Annotated in this window: 18 protein-coding genes; 9 read left to right on the top strand and 9 right to left on the bottom strand. The window is 66.4% G+C overall.

Translation table 11 applies throughout. The features are described from left to right. The 4 genes from ACWV14_RS13020 to ACWV14_RS13005 all read right to left on the bottom strand — a co-directional run bounded on the left by ACWV14_RS13020 (position 1) and on the right by ACWV14_RS13005 (position 2,815). Positions 1 to 696 (bottom strand): M949_RS01915 family surface polysaccharide biosynthesis protein, encoded by a 696-nt coding sequence (locus tag ACWV14_RS13020; protein ID WP_454908999.1) that lies wholly within the window; start codon positions 694 to 696, stop codon positions 1 to 3. Positions 697 to 702: 6 nt separating this feature from the next. Next, a complete protein-coding gene (locus tag ACWV14_RS13015; protein WP_454908998.1) occupies positions 703 to 1,125 on the bottom strand; it encodes an acyl-CoA thioesterase in 423 nt (140 codons plus the stop codon). Next, complete coding sequence (locus tag ACWV14_RS13010; RefSeq protein ID WP_454909630.1) at positions 1,122 to 1,955, bottom strand: DMT family transporter; 834 nt, start codon at positions 1,953 to 1,955, stop codon at positions 1,122 to 1,124. The genes ACWV14_RS13015 and ACWV14_RS13010 overlap by 4 nt, the downstream gene beginning before the upstream one ends. Before the next feature lie 77 nt (positions 1,956 to 2,032). Next, a complete protein-coding gene (locus ACWV14_RS13005; protein ID WP_081267080.1) occupies positions 2,033 to 2,815 on the bottom strand; it encodes an SDR family oxidoreductase in 783 nt (260 codons plus the stop codon). Positions 2,816 to 2,958: 143 nt separating this feature from the next. Between ACWV14_RS13005 and ACWV14_RS13000 the strand changes: the two genes are divergently transcribed. After that, the gene (locus ACWV14_RS13000; protein ID WP_454908997.1) at positions 2,959 to 4,656 is read left to right on the top strand and encodes an electron transfer flavoprotein-ubiquinone oxidoreductase; all 1,698 of its coding nucleotides are present in this window, start codon (positions 2,959 to 2,961) and stop codon (positions 4,654 to 4,656) included. A 111-nt stretch (positions 4,657 to 4,767) separates the two neighbouring features. Here the strand turns inward: ACWV14_RS13000 and ACWV14_RS12995 are convergent, their stop codons facing one another. From ACWV14_RS12995 to ACWV14_RS12985, 3 genes are all read right to left on the bottom strand, one after another. After that, positions 4,768 to 5,118 (bottom strand): hypothetical protein, encoded by a 351-nt coding sequence (locus tag ACWV14_RS12995; protein ID WP_454908996.1) that lies wholly within the window; start codon positions 5,116 to 5,118, stop codon positions 4,768 to 4,770. Between the two features lie 5 nt (positions 5,119 to 5,123). Continuing rightward, positions 5,124 to 5,630, bottom strand: a complete 507-nt coding sequence (locus tag ACWV14_RS12990; protein WP_454908995.1) for a hypothetical protein — start codon at positions 5,628 to 5,630, stop codon at positions 5,124 to 5,126. 65 nt (positions 5,631 to 5,695) lie between these two features. Beyond that, a complete protein-coding gene (locus tag ACWV14_RS12985; RefSeq protein WP_454908994.1) occupies positions 5,696 to 5,920 on the bottom strand; it encodes a hypothetical protein in 225 nt (74 codons plus the stop codon). A gap of 95 nt (positions 5,921 to 6,015) precedes the next feature. On the opposite strand from ACWV14_RS12985, the gene denD reads away from it, so the two are divergent. From denD to ACWV14_RS12965, 4 genes are all read left to right on the top strand, one after another. Beyond that, entirely contained in the window at positions 6,016 to 7,035 is a 1,020-nt protein-coding gene (denD, locus tag ACWV14_RS12980; RefSeq protein ID WP_454908993.1) for a D-erythronate dehydrogenase, read from the top strand. Between the two features lie 44 nt (positions 7,036 to 7,079). Next, positions 7,080 to 8,048 (top strand): TRAP transporter substrate-binding protein, encoded by a 969-nt coding sequence (locus ACWV14_RS12975; protein WP_081267076.1) that lies wholly within the window; start codon positions 7,080 to 7,082, stop codon positions 8,046 to 8,048. Continuing rightward, entirely contained in the window at positions 8,045 to 8,539 is a 495-nt protein-coding gene (locus tag ACWV14_RS12970) for a TRAP transporter small permease (protein WP_454908992.1), read from the top strand. Before ACWV14_RS12975 ends, ACWV14_RS12970 begins: the two co-directional genes overlap by 4 nt. Positions 8,540 to 8,624: 85 nt before the next feature. Then, complete coding sequence (locus ACWV14_RS12965; RefSeq protein ID WP_454908991.1) at positions 8,625 to 9,902, top strand: TRAP transporter large permease; 1,278 nt, start codon at positions 8,625 to 8,627, stop codon at positions 9,900 to 9,902. Here the strand turns inward: ACWV14_RS12965 and ACWV14_RS12960 are convergent. Beyond that, the gene (locus tag ACWV14_RS12960) at positions 9,890 to 10,678 is read right to left on the bottom strand and encodes an AraC family transcriptional regulator (protein WP_454908990.1); all 789 of its coding nucleotides are present in this window, start codon (positions 10,676 to 10,678) and stop codon (positions 9,890 to 9,892) included. The genes ACWV14_RS12965 and ACWV14_RS12960 overlap by 13 nt on opposite strands. A gap of 89 nt (positions 10,679 to 10,767) precedes the next feature. On the opposite strand from ACWV14_RS12960, the gene ACWV14_RS12955 reads away from it, so the two are divergent. Both ACWV14_RS12955 and ACWV14_RS12950 read left to right on the top strand, forming a co-directional pair. Then, on the top strand, positions 10,768 to 11,958 hold the full coding sequence (locus ACWV14_RS12955; protein WP_454908989.1) for an MFS transporter: 1,191 nt from the start codon (positions 10,768 to 10,770) through the stop codon (positions 11,956 to 11,958). Between the two features lie 78 nt (positions 11,959 to 12,036). Further along, positions 12,037 to 12,504, top strand: a complete 468-nt coding sequence (locus ACWV14_RS12950; RefSeq protein ID WP_454908988.1) for a L,D-transpeptidase Cds6 family protein — start codon at positions 12,037 to 12,039, stop codon at positions 12,502 to 12,504. A gap of 4 nt (positions 12,505 to 12,508) precedes the next feature. Here ACWV14_RS12950 and ACWV14_RS12945 read toward each other — a convergent pair whose 3' ends face one another. Then, positions 12,509 to 12,928, bottom strand: coding sequence for a hypothetical protein (locus tag ACWV14_RS12945; protein ID WP_454908987.1), 420 nt, complete (start codon positions 12,926 to 12,928; stop codon positions 12,509 to 12,511). Between the two features lie 166 nt (positions 12,929 to 13,094). Between ACWV14_RS12945 and ACWV14_RS12940 the strand changes: the two genes are divergently transcribed. Next, positions 13,095 to 13,652 carry a hypothetical protein gene (locus ACWV14_RS12940; RefSeq protein ID WP_454908986.1) on the top strand — a complete coding sequence of 186 codons (558 nt, stop codon included), beginning with the start codon at positions 13,095 to 13,097 and terminating at the stop codon, positions 13,650 to 13,652. Between the two features lie 144 nt (positions 13,653 to 13,796). Continuing rightward, the gene (locus tag ACWV14_RS12935; RefSeq protein WP_454908985.1) at positions 13,797 to 14,081 is read left to right on the top strand and encodes a DUF6506 family protein; all 285 of its coding nucleotides are present in this window, start codon (positions 13,797 to 13,799) and stop codon (positions 14,079 to 14,081) included. Positions 14,082 to 14,162 lie beyond the last annotated feature (81 nt).

Here is a 14,162-nt window from a genome sequence, read left to right as displayed (position 1 = left end):
TCAGCGCCTGGCCGCTTCCTTCCTCGGTGCAAAGTCGTAGGAATTGTCGAACCCGAACTGCCCCGCGCTGTACATGGCGGACATCTTCTTGACGAGGTGCTGCCGCACCGGCTTCGGCAAGGCAAAGTAGTTGGCGTTGGCCGTGGTCTTGCGGTCGCCGTCGAGGTGGCCGGTGATCGCATGGATCGTGGCCTTTTTGCCCTGGTGGAAGGTAACGATCTTGATGCGGCCCGTGAAGTCGTCGGTACTGATATTGGCCGCATCGTCGAGGATGAAGAACCGGTACACAAGGACGGGGTCGACGAGGCCGTCACCGTCGATGTCCGCCAGCTCGAAGAGCCTGGACCTGAAATTGACGCCAGCGTCGTCCTTGCCGGCGAAGTCGCGAATCGACCATTGCCGCACCAGCGCGTTGCCAGCCTCCACCTTGTAGAGAGAAGCCTGGATGGCGGAGGACAGCTTTTCCTGGGTAAACGGCAAGTCCTGCTTCTCGCCGAGCAGCAGCGCGTAGCTGCCCGACTTGTCGGTGTAGCAGTAGCGCTTGAACACGGGAAGCTCGAAGCCGCCGGCCTTCTTCAATGCCTCGGCGCTCAGGAACGGCGCGTTGGCGGGGCATTCGTTCTTGCCGGGGGCCTGTGCCAGGACGTGGCCGCAGGCGGCGAGCAGCGCGAGCGTCAGCACAGCATTGCGCTTCATCGGCGACTACTCGCTCACCAGCGTGCGCAGCCAGTCGGGCAGCGCCAGTGCCTTCTGCTTCGGGAAGTCGACCCAGATGGTGGTCGCACCGCCTGCCGCGCAGATCACATCGGGAGCTTCCTCGCGTGCCATGGTGCCCCAGCTCTCGAAGGTGGTGCGGCCCGGGTCGCTCACATACATCTTGAGCAGCACCTTGCCGGGGTACTCGATCTGCCGGTAGAAATTGCAGAAGGCGTTGACGATCACCATACCCTCGCCGCCCGGCTCGGGCTCGAAGCCGATGGAATGCATCCAGTCGATGCGCGCGGTCTCGAGGTAGCGGAAGTAGGTGCCGTTGTTCAGGTGGCCCATGGCGTCCATGTCTCCCCAGCGGATGGGGATCAGGGTTTCGTACACGAGCTTCTTCTTTTCGGGGATTTCGATTCTCATCGGTGCGCCTTGATGGATGCGAGGATGCCCAGCACGAACAGCAGTGCCGCGGCCCACTCGGTGGCCTGCGGCCAGCGGCCGTCCCAGACGAAGGAATAGAGCAGCGCAAACAGCGTCTCGCTCACGATCAGCTGGCCGCACAGGCTCGCGGAAAGCCGCTGGCTCGCGATGTTCCAGAGGATGGTGGCCAGCCACGAAGAGCCGAAGCCGCTGGCCAGCGCGAGCCAGACGAAGAGCATGCCGTCGGGCCGGGTCCGCAGCGTGGCGATGTCGCTGCCCGCCGCCAGCCACAGCGCCAGCGCGCCCAGACCGGTCGCCACGCCCAGCCAGTTGGCCCAGTCGGTCGCGTTGAGTTCGGTGTGGCGCTGCAGCCAGGCGGCATTGAGCAGGCCATAGACCGTCCAGCTCACCATTGCGCACAGCGCCAGCGCGATGCCCCAGCCAAAGCGCGCTCCGCTGGCGTCGCCAGCGCCATGCTGCGCCGACCATGCGCCCCAGATCATCAGCGCGATGCCCGCGCCGGTGAGCACGAGCCCCGGCAGCAGCGCGCTCAAGCGAAGGCCCGCCGGCCTGCCCAGCAGCATCATCCAGACCGGAATCGTGCCGATGATGAGGCTCGGCACCTCGGTGCCCGCAGCCTCGATGCCGAAGGCCAGCAGCAGGTAATAGCCGCTGAAGCCCAGCACGCTGAGGCCCAGTGCCGCCAGCGCCTGCCGGCCGGTGGGCCAGCGCACGGCGACCGGCCGCGCGAACACGGCGAGCCCGGAGATGGCACCGAACACCAGGAAGCGTGAGGCGGTGATGTCGACCATGCCGAAGTGGCCCACCATGCGCGGCGCCACGAAGGTCAGGCCCCAGAGCGCGCCCGCGCCCAGCCCGGCGGCAATGCCGACCAAGGCGCGCGGACTCAGAGCGCGAACCCGTCGTCGGCCGCGATGACGGCGCCGTTCACGAAATGGCTCTGGCCGCTGGCCAGCAGCACGATCAGGCCGTCCAGGTCTTCGGGCTTGCCCACGCGCTTGCGCGGCAGCATGTTGACCAGCTTGGCGCCGCCTTCGGTGGTCCAGTGCTCCTCGTTGAGCTCGGTCGTGATGTAGCCCGGGCACAGCGCGTTCACGTTGATGCCGAAGCGGCCCCACTCCAGCGCCATGGCCTTGGTCATCTGCACAACGGCGGCCTTGCTCATGCAGTAGGTGCCGATCTGCGGCATGACCTTCAGCGCCGCCGCCGACGCGATGTTGATGATGCGCCCGCCGATGTAGGTGCCCGGTGCCGTGCCCGTGGCGCGCGCCAGCATGCGCTTGCCCACTTCCTGGGCGACGAAGAACGAGCCCTTGACGTTGGTGTCGAAGATGTAGTCGTAGTCGTCGGGCGTCACGTCCTGCAGGCGCTGGGTGGTGCTCACGCCCGAGTTGTTGACCAGGATGTCGATGGCCCCGACCTCGGTCTCGGCGCGCGCGACGGCGGCCTTGATGCTGCCGATGTCGGTGACGTCGAGCTCGACCACGTGGGCGTCGCCGCCCTCGCCTTCGATGCGCGCGCGCAGCTCCTTGAGCTTCTCGATGCGGCGGCTCGCGAGCACCACCGCGGCGCCCGCGCGTGCCAGCGTTTTTGCGAACTGGGCGCCAAGCCCGCTGGAGGCGCCGGTGACAAAGGCAACGCGGCCCGAGAGATCGATGCTGTAAGCCATGAACTGAATCCTGTGGAGTCGCGCAGGCGACGCTAAGGAAAGCCGAGCCCGCAAGTGACGCGGGCCGCCCGCGGACGCCGCATAAAATGCCCCGCAACCCGGGATGCCCCGCGCCTCGAAAAATCATTATCGACCCAACCCACATGACCCACGACGAAATCCTCGCCCAGTTCGGCCCTCGCGAAGCCATGGAATACGACGTGGTCGTGGTCGGTGGCGGCCCGGCCGGCCTCTCGACCGCGATCCGGCTCAAGCAGCTCGCCGCGCAGCAGGACAAAGAGATCTCGGTCGTGGTGCTCGAAAAGGGTTCGGAGCCCGGCGCGCACATCCTGTCGGGCGCCATCATGGACCCGCGCGCGCTCAACGAACTGCTGCCCGACTGGAAGGAACTGGGCGCCCCGCTGAACCAGCCCGTCACCGACGACGCGATGGTGTTCCTGGGCGAAAAGGGCAGCCTGCGCACGCCCAACGCTTTCCTGCCGGCGTGCTTCCAGAACCACGGCAACTACATCATCAGCCTGGGCGCCTTCACCAAGTGGCTGGCGCAGCAGGCCGAGAACCTGGGCGTGGAAATCTTCCCCGGCTTCCCGGCCGCCGAGGTGCTCTACAACGAAGACGGCTCGGTGCGCGGCGTGGCCACCGGCAACATGGGCGTCGGCAAGGACGGCGAGCCGACCGAGAACTTCCAGCTCGGCATGGAGCTGCTGGGCAAGTACACCGTGTTCGCCGAAGGCGCGCGCGGCCACCTGGGCCGCCAGCTCATCGCCAAATACAAGCTCGACGCCGGCAAGGACCCGCAGACCTACGGCCTGGGCGTGAAGGAAGTCTGGGAAATCGACCCCAAGCGCCACCAGCCCGGCTTCGTGCTGCACACCGCCGGCTGGCCCATGAAGAGCGACACCTACGGCGGCGCGTTCCTCTATCACATGGAGGACAACAAGGTCACCATGGGCTTCATCACCGGCCTGGACTACAGCAACCCCTACCTGAGCCCGTTCGAGGAAATGCAGCGCTGGAAGCTGCACCCCAACATCCGCTGGTACCTGGAAGGCGACGAGGCCAAGGGCATCAAGCCCGCCAAGCGCATCGGCTACGGCGCGCGCGCCATCACGGCCGGTGGCCTGATGTCGCTGCCCAAGACCGTGTTCCCCGGCGGCGCGCTGGTCGGCTGCGAGGCCGGCTACCTCAACGTGAGCCGCATCAAGGGCAGCCACGCTGCCATCAAGACCGGCATGCTGTGCGCCGAGGCCGCCTTCGAGGCGGTGCAGGCCGGCCGCCAGCACGACGAACTGACCGCCTACCCGGAAGCCTTCGAGAAGAGCTGGCTGCACGCCGAGCTGAAGAAGGCGCGCAACTTCAAGGCATGGTTCAAGAAGGGCCTGGGCGTTGCGACGCTCATGAACGGCATCGAACAATGGCTGCTGAAGGGCAACATTCCCTGGACACTGCGCCGCAACAAGGCCGACCACCTGTACCTGAAGCCCGCCTCGGAGTGCAAGCCCATCGTCTATCCGAAGCCCGACGGCAAGCTCACCTTCGACCGGCTCTCCAGCGTGTTCATCAGCAACACCAACCATGAAGAGCAGCAGCCGGCCCACCTGACGCTGAAAGACCCGACGGTGCCGGTGAACATCAACCTCGAGAAGTTCGCGGGCCCCGAAAGCCGCTACTGCCCGGCCGGCGTGTACGAGTTCGTGGGCACCGAAGACGGCAAGCAGCGCCTGCAGATCAACGCGCAGAACTGCGTGCACTGCAAGACCTGCGATATCAAGGACCCGACGCAGAACATCGTGTGGGTCACGCCTGAAGGTGGTGGCGGGCCGAACTACGTTGGCATGTAAGGCGTCTGCGCCTTGCCACGGAGGCCCTCTTCGGAGGGCTTTTTCGTTTCTGCTGCGGGGCGTTCGGTGCGTGCGCTGAAGGACCGCCCCCTGGAACGAAACAGACCGGTATCAGATCAGGTACGCGGCCACCTCGTCGCGCGCCAGGAAGCGAACGAGCGACACGAGCAAGTCGGCCATGAGCCCGAGCGCCGCGCCGAAAAGCAACTGCGGATCGGCCCCATCCTCCACGAGTGCGCCGCAGAACAAAGCCAGCAGCGCGGCCCGGTGCGGATGCAATTCGGGCAATTGAGCCGCCGCCAGCCGCAAAACCTCGTCCTTTGCGGGACTGTTCGTCACCGAGAGGTAGAAATCCCTGACCTCCTTGCGCGAGAAAAACGAGGACTGAGTGTCGAGATCGGCATCGACGAGCACCGGCTGCCGCAGCGTGTCCAGGAAACTGGATGGGAGCTTCGTCGCCATGGCTGTCATTTCAACGGGAAAGTCGTTTGGCGCTGCCTGGCATCGACCATCAGCGGCCCACGCCGCCCCCAGGACAGGGCGCCCAGCAGGCAACCGCCCAGCGGCATGCACAGAGCCATGACGCGATACCACGTTGGAACGGAACCCGGCGGCTGGGCAACCATCATGATCACGATGAACGACGTGGCCAGCACGCCCGCCGCGGCGGCATGCAGATACGGTTTGCTGGGCGCGAACGACGCGGCGACGCGTCCAGCCGCCATCAATATGGCAAGGTCGATGAAGAAAAGGATGATGAAGCGCGGTGTCAGCGCATAGCTGAAAAGCGTGGCGTAGATGTCCTTCTGCGAATAGCCCTGCTGCTGCATGACCCACATCATCACGTTGGCAGCCAGCGTGTTCAGGTAGGCCTCGCCGCCCACGCCCGCGGCCGCTCCAAGCAGCGCCGCACGCCAGCTGAAACCGTCTCCTTCGACGAAGTCGGGATCGATGTTCCGCACCGTCTCCGTCACTTCGAATCTCTTGTCCATGGTGTCCCTCCTTCAAAGAGCCCGGCCCCGCAGGCTCCGGCATCCTCTCACGCGCGCGCGACGAATCCGGCCAGGATGGCACCGGCGATGGCACCGGGCAGCGAGAAATTCGCGCTGGCCAGTCCGGCAAGCGCCCCCGCACATGCACCCAGGAAAATCCAGGTGAGCAAGGCGCGCCTGCGCCGGTAATGCGGCAAAGGCTTCTGGGCGAACATGCCGTTCGCCACGAGCCATGCAATGGCGAGGAGCCACAAAACCACGACCGTGAACATCCGGTGTCTCCTGTCGATGAAAGACGCGTACCCGTCATCGAGCATGCCACATGCCCCGCCGCGCTTATTCTTGGCGCTCAAAGGAGACAAGACCCATGCACATCGTCATCACCGGCGGCGCCGGCTTTCTGGGCGCACGCCTTGCGCGCACGCTGTTGAAGCAAGGCAGCCTTTCGCTGGCCGGCGCCCCGGCCCGCTCCATCGAACGCATCACGCTGGTCGACCGCGCCGCCCCGCCGGCCGACCTCTCATCCGATGCACGCATCACCGCCGTCACCGGTGACCTGAACGCGCAGTTCGCTGCCGATGCCGACGCCAGCTTCTGGCGCGAAGCCGACGCCATCTTCCACCTGGCCGCCGCGGTCAGCGGCGAGTGCGAGGCCGACTTCGACCTCGGCATGCGCAGCAACTTTGCGGCCACGCATGCGCTGCTCGAAAAAGTACGCGCGCTCGGCACGAAGCCCGTGCTGGTGTTCTCCAGCTCGCTCGCCGTGTTCGGCGACTCGCCCGAACAGCCCTTGCCCAAGGTCATCGAAGACCGCACGCTGCCCACGCCGCAGACCAGCTACGGCATCCAGAAATTCATCGGAGAACAACTGGTTGCCGACTACACGCGAAAGGGCTTCGTGCGCGGGCGCAGCGTGCGGCTCATGACGGTGAGCGTGCGGCCGGGCAGGCCGAACGGCGCGGCCTCGGGCTTCTTCAGCGGCATGATCCGCGAGCCGCTGGCCGGCCTGCGCGCCGCCTGTCCGGTGCCGGACTCGACGCCTGTCGCCATTGCGTCACCCGCGCGAACCATCGAGGGCATCGTGCGCGCCGCGGAGGCCAGTGATGAGCAATGGGGTCCGCGCACCGCGCTGAACCTGCCTTCGCTCGCCACCACCGTGGGAGAAATGGCGCTGGCGCTCGAGCGCGTGGCCGGCAAGGCGGCCACCGCCCTGCTCGATCGCACGCCCGACCCGACGATCCAGCGCATCGTGAAGACCTGGCCGGGCCACATCGAGACCGTGCGCGCAAGAGCGCTGGGCCTTGTGGCCGACGAGAGCTTCGAGGCCGTCATTCGCGATTACGTCCGTGAAAATCCCGACGCGGTAAAGCTCCCGGTTGTTGCATAGTCCGTTGCGCCTGACGCGTTCCTGACCAAACTCCCGGAGACAACATGAAATTCGGCCCCATTGCCGCCGCCTGCCTTTCGCTCGCCCTGAGCTCGGTCGCCTTTGCACAGACGACCATGAAGATCAGCATTTCGACCGCGCAGAACTCGCACCAGGGCGTTGCCATCGACACCTTCGCCAAGGAAGTCGAGAAGCGCACGGGAGGCCGCTACAAGGTGCAGACTTTCTACAACGGCTCGCTCGGCGGCGAGCGCGAGTCGATCGAGGCGGTGCAGCTGGGCACGCAGGAACTCGCGTTCTCCTCGACCGGCCCGGTGCCCAACTTCGTGCCCGAGACCAAGATCCTCGACGTGCCCTTCCTGTTCCGCGACAAGGCCCATGCGCGCGCCGTGCTCGACGGGCCGATCGGTCAGGAGATGCTGACCAAGTTCGACGCCAAGGGCTTCAAGGCGCTGGCGTGGGCCGAGAACGGCTTTCGCCACATGACCAACAGCAAGCGCGACGTGAAGGCCCCCGAAGACCTGAAGGGCCTGAAGATGCGCACGATGGAAAACCCGGTGCACATCGCGGCCTACAAGGGCTTCGGCATCATCACCACGCCCATGGCCTTCCCCGAGGTGTTCACCGCGCTGCAGCAAGGCACGGTCGACGGCCAGGAGAACCCGCTGCCGGTCATCATCTCGGCCAAGTTCGACCAGGTGCAAAAGCACCTGTCGCTCACTGGCCACGTCTACTCGCCCTGCATCTTCGTGATGAACAAGGCGAGCTTCGACAAGCTCAGCGCGGCCGACAAGCAGGCCTTCCTCGACGCTGCCAAGGAAGGCACCAAGGCCAACCGTGCGCGCGTGGACGAAGACGACGCCAAGGGCGTGGCCGACCTGCGCGCCAAGGGCATGACCGTGATCGACAACGTCGACAAGGCCAAGTTCGTCGCCGCGCTCGCGCCGGTCAATGCCCAGTTCGAGAAAGACTTCGGCAAGGCCAACCTCGACAAGATCCGCGACTACAAGTGAAAGAGAAATTCCTGAGCGTCGAGCGCTGGACCACCGGCTTCTCGATGCTGATGGCCTGCGCGATGCTGGTCGTCGCGTCGGCCCTGGGCGTGTTCCAGATCGTCACCCGTTTCGTGCTGGAACAGCCGGCCGAATGGAGCGAGATCCTGATCCGCGTGAGCCTCATCTGGATGGTGTTCATGGGCATCCCGATGGCGTTCAGACAGGGCGCGATGGTGAGCGTGGACGTTCTCTACCGCTGGAGCCCGCCGCGCATGCGCCGCGTACTCGACGCGGTGGTGAGCGTCGCCGCGCTGGTGCTGATGCTGATCGTGCTCTGGTGGGGCTGGGACTACGCCATGCGCGGACGCGTGCAGTCGATGGCCGGCCTCGAAAGCATCTCGATGGTGTGGTCCTACCTGGCGCTTCCCGTGGGCTCGCTGTTCTGCCTGTTCGGCATCGTCGGCAATTTTCTCGACCCGAAGCGGCTCGAACTGGAGACCGCGCAATGAGCGCCGCGCCGGGCCGCCCCAAGCAAGCGAACGGCCCCCTCGGGGGGCAGCGAGGACACGAAGTGCCGAGCGTGGGGGCTACATCATGAGTGTGGTGATGGTTGCAACGATGGTGCTTTGCTTTGCACTGTCGGTGTCGGTGGCGGTGTCCATCGGGCTGGCGTCGATCCTGGGCATCCAGGTGACGAACGCCAACATGCTGATCTCCGTGAAGGAGATGTTCAACTCGATCAACAAGTTTCCGCTGGCGGCCATTCCGTTCTTCATCCTGGCCGGCAACCTGATGGAAACCGGCGGCATCTCGCGCCGGCTGGTGGAGTTTGCCAAGAGCATCGTGGGCGGCGTGCAGGGCGGCCTGCCGATGACCTGCGTGCTCACCTGCATGATCTTCGCGGCGGTGTCGGGCTCGTCGGTGGCCACCACCTTCGCGATCGGCGCCATCCTGATTCCGGCGCTCATCAAGCACGGCTACCCCACTTCTTACGCTGCGGCCCTGCAGGCCACCAGCGCGGAGCTGGGCGTGATCATTCCGCCGTCGATCCCGATGATCCTGTACGGCGTGAGCGCCGAAGTGTCCATCGGCGAGCTGTTCATCGCAGGCTTCGGCCCCGGCATCCTGATCAGCCTCGCGCTCATGCTGTTCGTGTGGGTCTACTGCAAGTGGAAGGGCTGGGGCAAGACCGACGGCGAAGGCCGCATGCCGTTCGGCCGCGCACTGTGGCAGGCGGGCTGGGCGCTGCTGATGCCGGTGATCATCCTCGGCGGCATCTACGGTGGCGTCTTCACACCCACGGAAGCCTCGGCGGTGGCGGTGTTCTATGCGCTGGTGGTGGGCATGGTGATCTACCGCGAGATCAAGCTGACGGACCTGTACGCCATCTTGCGCAAGTCGGTGATGTCGTCGGCGGTGATCATGTTCATCATCGCCAACGCGGGGCTGTTCGCGTTCCTCATCACCCGCGCGGGCGTGCCCGACGCCATCGGCCACTGGCTGCAGGAGGTGCTGCAGTCGCCGGCGATGTTCCTGCTGGGCGTGAACGCGGCGCTGTTCGTGATCGGCATGTTCATCGAGACGAGCGCGGCAATCATCGTGCTGGCGCCGATCCTGGCGCCGGTGGCGGTGCATTTCGGCATCGACCCGGTGCACTTCGGGCTGGTCATGGTGGTGAACCTGGCCCTGGGCATGATCACGCCGCCCTTCGGCGTGAACCTGTTCGCGGCCTGCACCGTGGCACGCATATCGCTCGATCGCATCGTGAAGCACCTGGTGCCCTTCGTGCTGGTGATCATGGCGTGCCTGATGGTGATCACCTACGTGCCCTGGATCTCGCTGGCGCTGCGCGACCTGGTCTACGCCAGGTAGTCGCGCCGCAGGTACACGCTGGGCGGCACGCCCAGCGTGCGCCGGAACATGGCGGTAAAGGCGCTCGGGCTTTCGTAGCCGTGCGCCAGCGCCACCTCGAGGATCGACGCGCCCGCAGCCAACTGCGGCAGGCTCAGCAGCAGCCGCGCCTGCCGGCACCACGCGCCGAAGTTCATGCCCGTCTCGCGCTGGAACAGGCGCGCGAGCGTGCGGGTGTTCATGTGCAGGCGCAGCGCCCAGTCGTCCAGCGTGGCGGGCAGCGAAGGGTCGCGCACCAGTTCCTCGCACAGCACGGCCAGGCGCGCATGGCGCGGCATCGGCACATGCAGCGACAGCACTGGCGCGGCCTGGATCTCGTCGAGGATCAGTTCCATCACCCGCTCGTCGCGGCCACCCGGTGCGTAGTCGAGCGGCAGCGCCACGGCGGTGACGATCAGCTCCCTCAGCAGCGCGGCTACATGAATCACGCGGCATTCGGCGCCCAGGTCCGCGCGCGTGCCGGGCTCGACGAAGACGGTGCGCATCTTCACCTCGCCGGCCATGCGAATCTGATGCTCCATGCCGGCCGGCACCCACACGCCGCGCCCGGTCGGCACCACCCAGTTGCCTGCCGCGGCGCTCACCAGCATCACGCCCGAAATCGCGTGAATCAGCTGGCCGCGCCGGTGCGTGTGCGGCGGTATGAAGGCGTCGCCGGCGGGGTCGGTGGCCAGCACCGCGACGGCGCGCGGGGTCGACTCGCCCTCTTCGGGCCGCAGGTTGATCGCTTTGTCCATTTCTCGACGATGCTTGTTGATTCGTAGCAAGAACATCTTCGCACGGCTTCCTACGATGCTTTTTTCCAAGAAACGAAAGAAGCGATCGAATGAACAAGCGCCGACTCGGGTTGCTCACCGGCACCCATGCCGTCAATGACCTCTACCAAGGCCTCGTGCCCGCACTGCTGCCGTTCATGGTGCTGGAACGCGGCTACAGCTACACAGCCGTGGCGGGCCTGATGCTCGCGGCCACCGGGCTGTCGAGCGTGGTGCAGCCGCTGTTCGGCCTTTACGCCGATCGCCATCCGCGCAGTTGGCTGGTGCCCACCGGCTTCATGGTGGCCGCGCTGGGCGTTGTGCTGGCGGGCATCAGCCACAGCTACCTGTTGACCTGGATCGCGATGGTGCTGTGCGGGCTGGGCATCGCGGCCTACCACCCGCCCGCCACCGTGGCGGCGCGCGCGGCCGGCGGCGCGTCGCAGAAGGCGATGAGCGTGTTCTCGGTGGGCGGGACCATCGGCGCGTCGTTCGCGCCGGTGCTGGCTGCCACCGTGGTGAGCGGCGCAAGCCTGTCGCGCAGCTACCTGCTGGGCGTGCCCGCACTGGCGATGGGCATCGTGTGGATGATCGCGAATGCCGGCAGCGGCGCGGCCTCCGCCGCCACGGCGGCCGCTGCGCGCAATGCGGGCGGCGAAGTGCTGAAGCCGCACAACGACTGGCGCGCCTTCAGCCTGCTGGTCGCGACCATCATCGGCTGGTCGATCCCGTATGTCACCGTGCTGTCGATGCTGTCGCTGCGCATCACGCGCGACCTGCACGGCACCGCCTTCCAGGGCGCCGCGGCGCTGACCTCGTTCACCGCCGCAGGCGCTGTCGGCACGCTGCTCGGCGGCTGGCTGGGCGACCGCATCGGCCGGATGGGCACTATCCGCGCCGGCTACCTGCTCGCGCTGCCGTCGCTCGCGGGCCTGGTGCTCGCGCCGAACGCCGGCTGGGCGCTCGCCTGCACCGCGCTTCTCGGCATGTGCATGTTCCTGCCCTTCGCAGCGCAGGTGACGCTGGCGCAGGACTATCTGCCGCGCAACCCCGCCACGGCGAGCGGCATCACGCTGGGACTGGCGCTGTCGGTGGGCGGACTGGTGTCGCCGCTGTTCGGCATGCTGTCGGATGCGCGCGGCCTCGGCGTCACGCTCACGACGGTGCTGTGCGTGCTCTGCGTCGCGACGGTGCTGGCCTTGAGGCTGCGCAACCGGTCGATGCAGGCGGTGCCGGCCGAGGTGGAGGGCGCGGCCGCCTGAGCACCGCGGGCGCGTTCGTTCACTGCCAGAATCGGCGTCGGACTCGACGCCGATAACTGACAAAGAGGGAACTGCGCCATGAACCGATCCTTGACGACCTGCCTGCTCGCCGGTGGGCTGCTGCTGACCACGGCCGCATTCGGCGCCACACCGGCCGCGCCGGCCACGCCGTCCGCCACCGAGGCAGCGGTCCCCGCTCCCACGGTCGGCATCGCCGAAGTCGAGGCCGCGGTGCGCGCCTGGGCCGCGGCCTGGTCGGCCCGCGACGCGGACCGCTACCTCGCCGCCTACGCGCCCGACTTCACGCCGCCGCGCAACCAGGACCGCAAGCGCTGGGAGACCGACCGGCGCGCGCGCATCGCGGACAAGTCGAGCATCAGCGTGGGCATCGAAGACCTCGTCATCAGCATCAACGGACAGGCCGCGAGCGCCAGGTTCAAGCAGGTCTACCGCGCCGACAAGGTGAAGGAGACGGGCCGCAAGACGCTGGAGCTGCAGCGCGTGGGCAACCAGTGGCTGATCCGCAAGGAAAGCGCGGGCGGCTGACGGCTCACAGCCCCAGCTTCGTCAGGGCCCAGGCCACGGTGCCCAACTGCACCACGTTGAGCGCCATTCCGGCAATGTGAAGCTGGCGGAACCGGCGGGCCGAAACGTCGACCGCCGGGATCGTGCCGCGCAGCAGGTCCATGCGCGGAATGATCAGCCAGCGGCGCAGCGAGAAGGCCAGGCCAGCGATGAAGGCCATGCCCACGGCAAAGACCGGCCTGCCGGACCAGACGTAGCAGAGCGCCGCCGCACTGCCCGTCAGCATCATCGCGAGGTAGTAGACGTTGAACAGGCCACGGATGAAGCGCGAGTCCAGCGGCGTGTCGTGCTTGAGGATCAGCAGCGGCAGCGAGCCCATCATGAAAAAGCCCATCCAGACGAGCAGCAGGACTGTCGCAATGAGTGCAAAGACGATGGGAAGCATGTGGTGGACCCCTCCGCGGTGCCGGAGCATACCGCCGGGCAAGGCCGTCGCGGTATCGGGACTCGTGCGGAGCACAAACGCCATTTCCTGAAGCAAAAAGGGTTCATGAAGATGTCACCACTTGCAACGATGCTGCTGCCCTCGATCTCCGAAAGCTGTGGCTGCCATGTTTCCCACCAAGACCGACAAGGCGCGCGACGAACTCCAGGGCGGACAGCGCACGCTCAGCCAGCGTGAACGCGCGTTGCTCCTCATGGCCGACGGGCGGCGCTCGCTGAGCGATTTCAGCCCGCTGTTCAGCAACCGCGACGAAGCCGAGCAGGCCATCCAGACACTGGTGCAGCGCGGCTATCTGCAGACCCCGAAGGTCGCTGTCGCACCCAAAGCCGCCCCCCCTGCCCCGGCGCCCGCCCAGCCCGCACCGATTGCCACGACCGAGCCGATCCAGATCGCAACCTCGGCCGACACCTTCGACGGCAAGCGCTCCCTGGCCACCACGCGCATGTTCCTGTTCGACATCTGCGAGCGCATGTTCGTGCGCCGCGATCCCAAGTTCGCACTGCAGATGCGCGACGCCCTGCGCGAAGCCCGCGACCGCGAAGCCATGCTGACCATTGCCGCGCTGATGCTCACCGAAATCGAGAAAGCCGCCGGCCCCGAGCGCGCCGAGTCGCTGCGCGAGCGGATCGACAAGCTGCTGCCGCTGGCTGAGATAGTTCACTGAGATTGCTCGGGCGAGAGCCAGCCAGTCGCGAATCTTGCAGACGAGAAGCCTGGTCCGGTGTTAGGCTGAATTGAAGGCAGGCGGTCGCCAGCGGCGTCTCTTGCTCCAACGCTCTCATCCAACGCACAAACGGAGAACAAGCTCATGGCCCTCACCAAGTTCGGATTCATCGTGACCGGAGACCGATTTGTCCAGCATCAGGGAACAGAGCAGTTTCAGATGAAGGTGGTGGGCGTCGCAACGGCCTCCGAAGGCATCGAGGTCGCGCAGGAGATGGTTCGCGAAGGCGTGCAGCTCATCGAACTATGCGGTGGATTCAGCCCCGTGTGGGCGGGCAAGATCATCGAGGCCATCGACTATGCCGTGCCCGTCGGCGTAGTCGCGTATGGACCGGAGTCGATCGACGCCATGCACCGCCTGTTCTCGTAGGCAAGACGGGCATTCGGCGGCAACTCAGGCTTGCTGGCTGCCGAGAAATCTTGCGACAAGGGGCCGCGTGGTTTTCCTTGT

The organism is Variovorax durovernensis (genome assembly GCF_977011995.1).
The sequence above is the reverse complement of the archived record's forward strand: the minus strand, read 5'-3'. Positions and strand labels throughout refer to the sequence as shown.

Excerpts from the sequence above, each read along its gene's own strand:
- ACWV14_RS13020 (WP_454908999.1), bottom strand. The coding sequence starts at position 696 with ATGAAGCGCAATGCTGTGCTGACGCTCGCGCTGCTCGCCGCCTGCGGC.
- ACWV14_RS13015 (WP_454908998.1), bottom strand. The coding sequence starts at position 1,125 with ATGAGAATCGAAATCCCCGAAAAGAAGAAGCTCGTGTACGAAACCCTG.
- ACWV14_RS13010 (WP_454909630.1), bottom strand. The coding sequence starts at position 1,955 with ATGGTGGGCCACTTCGGCATGGTCGACATCACCGCCTCACGCTTCCTG.
- ACWV14_RS13005 (WP_081267080.1), bottom strand. The coding sequence starts at position 2,815 with ATGGCTTACAGCATCGATCTCTCGGGCCGCGTTGCCTTTGTCACCGGC.
- ACWV14_RS13000 (WP_454908997.1), top strand. The coding sequence starts at position 2,959 with ATGACCCACGACGAAATCCTCGCCCAGTTCGGCCCTCGCGAAGCCATG.
- ACWV14_RS12995 (WP_454908996.1), bottom strand. The coding sequence starts at position 5,118 with ATGGCGACGAAGCTCCCATCCAGTTTCCTGGACACGCTGCGGCAGCCG.
- ACWV14_RS12985 (WP_454908994.1), bottom strand. The coding sequence starts at position 5,920 with ATGTTCACGGTCGTGGTTTTGTGGCTCCTCGCCATTGCATGGCTCGTG.
- denD (WP_454908993.1), top strand. The coding sequence starts at position 6,016 with ATGCACATCGTCATCACCGGCGGCGCCGGCTTTCTGGGCGCACGCCTT.
- ACWV14_RS12975 (WP_081267076.1), top strand. The coding sequence starts at position 7,080 with ATGAAATTCGGCCCCATTGCCGCCGCCTGCCTTTCGCTCGCCCTGAGC.
- ACWV14_RS12965 (WP_454908991.1), top strand. The coding sequence starts at position 8,625 with ATGAGTGTGGTGATGGTTGCAACGATGGTGCTTTGCTTTGCACTGTCG.
- ACWV14_RS12960 (WP_454908990.1), bottom strand. The coding sequence starts at position 10,678 with ATGGACAAAGCGATCAACCTGCGGCCCGAAGAGGGCGAGTCGACCCCG.
- ACWV14_RS12955 (WP_454908989.1), top strand. The coding sequence starts at position 10,768 with ATGAACAAGCGCCGACTCGGGTTGCTCACCGGCACCCATGCCGTCAAT.
- ACWV14_RS12950 (WP_454908988.1), top strand. The coding sequence starts at position 12,037 with ATGAACCGATCCTTGACGACCTGCCTGCTCGCCGGTGGGCTGCTGCTG.
- ACWV14_RS12945 (WP_454908987.1), bottom strand. The coding sequence starts at position 12,928 with ATGCTTCCCATCGTCTTTGCACTCATTGCGACAGTCCTGCTGCTCGTC.
- ACWV14_RS12940 (WP_454908986.1), top strand. The coding sequence starts at position 13,095 with ATGTTTCCCACCAAGACCGACAAGGCGCGCGACGAACTCCAGGGCGGA.
- ACWV14_RS12935 (WP_454908985.1), top strand. The coding sequence starts at position 13,797 with ATGGCCCTCACCAAGTTCGGATTCATCGTGACCGGAGACCGATTTGTC.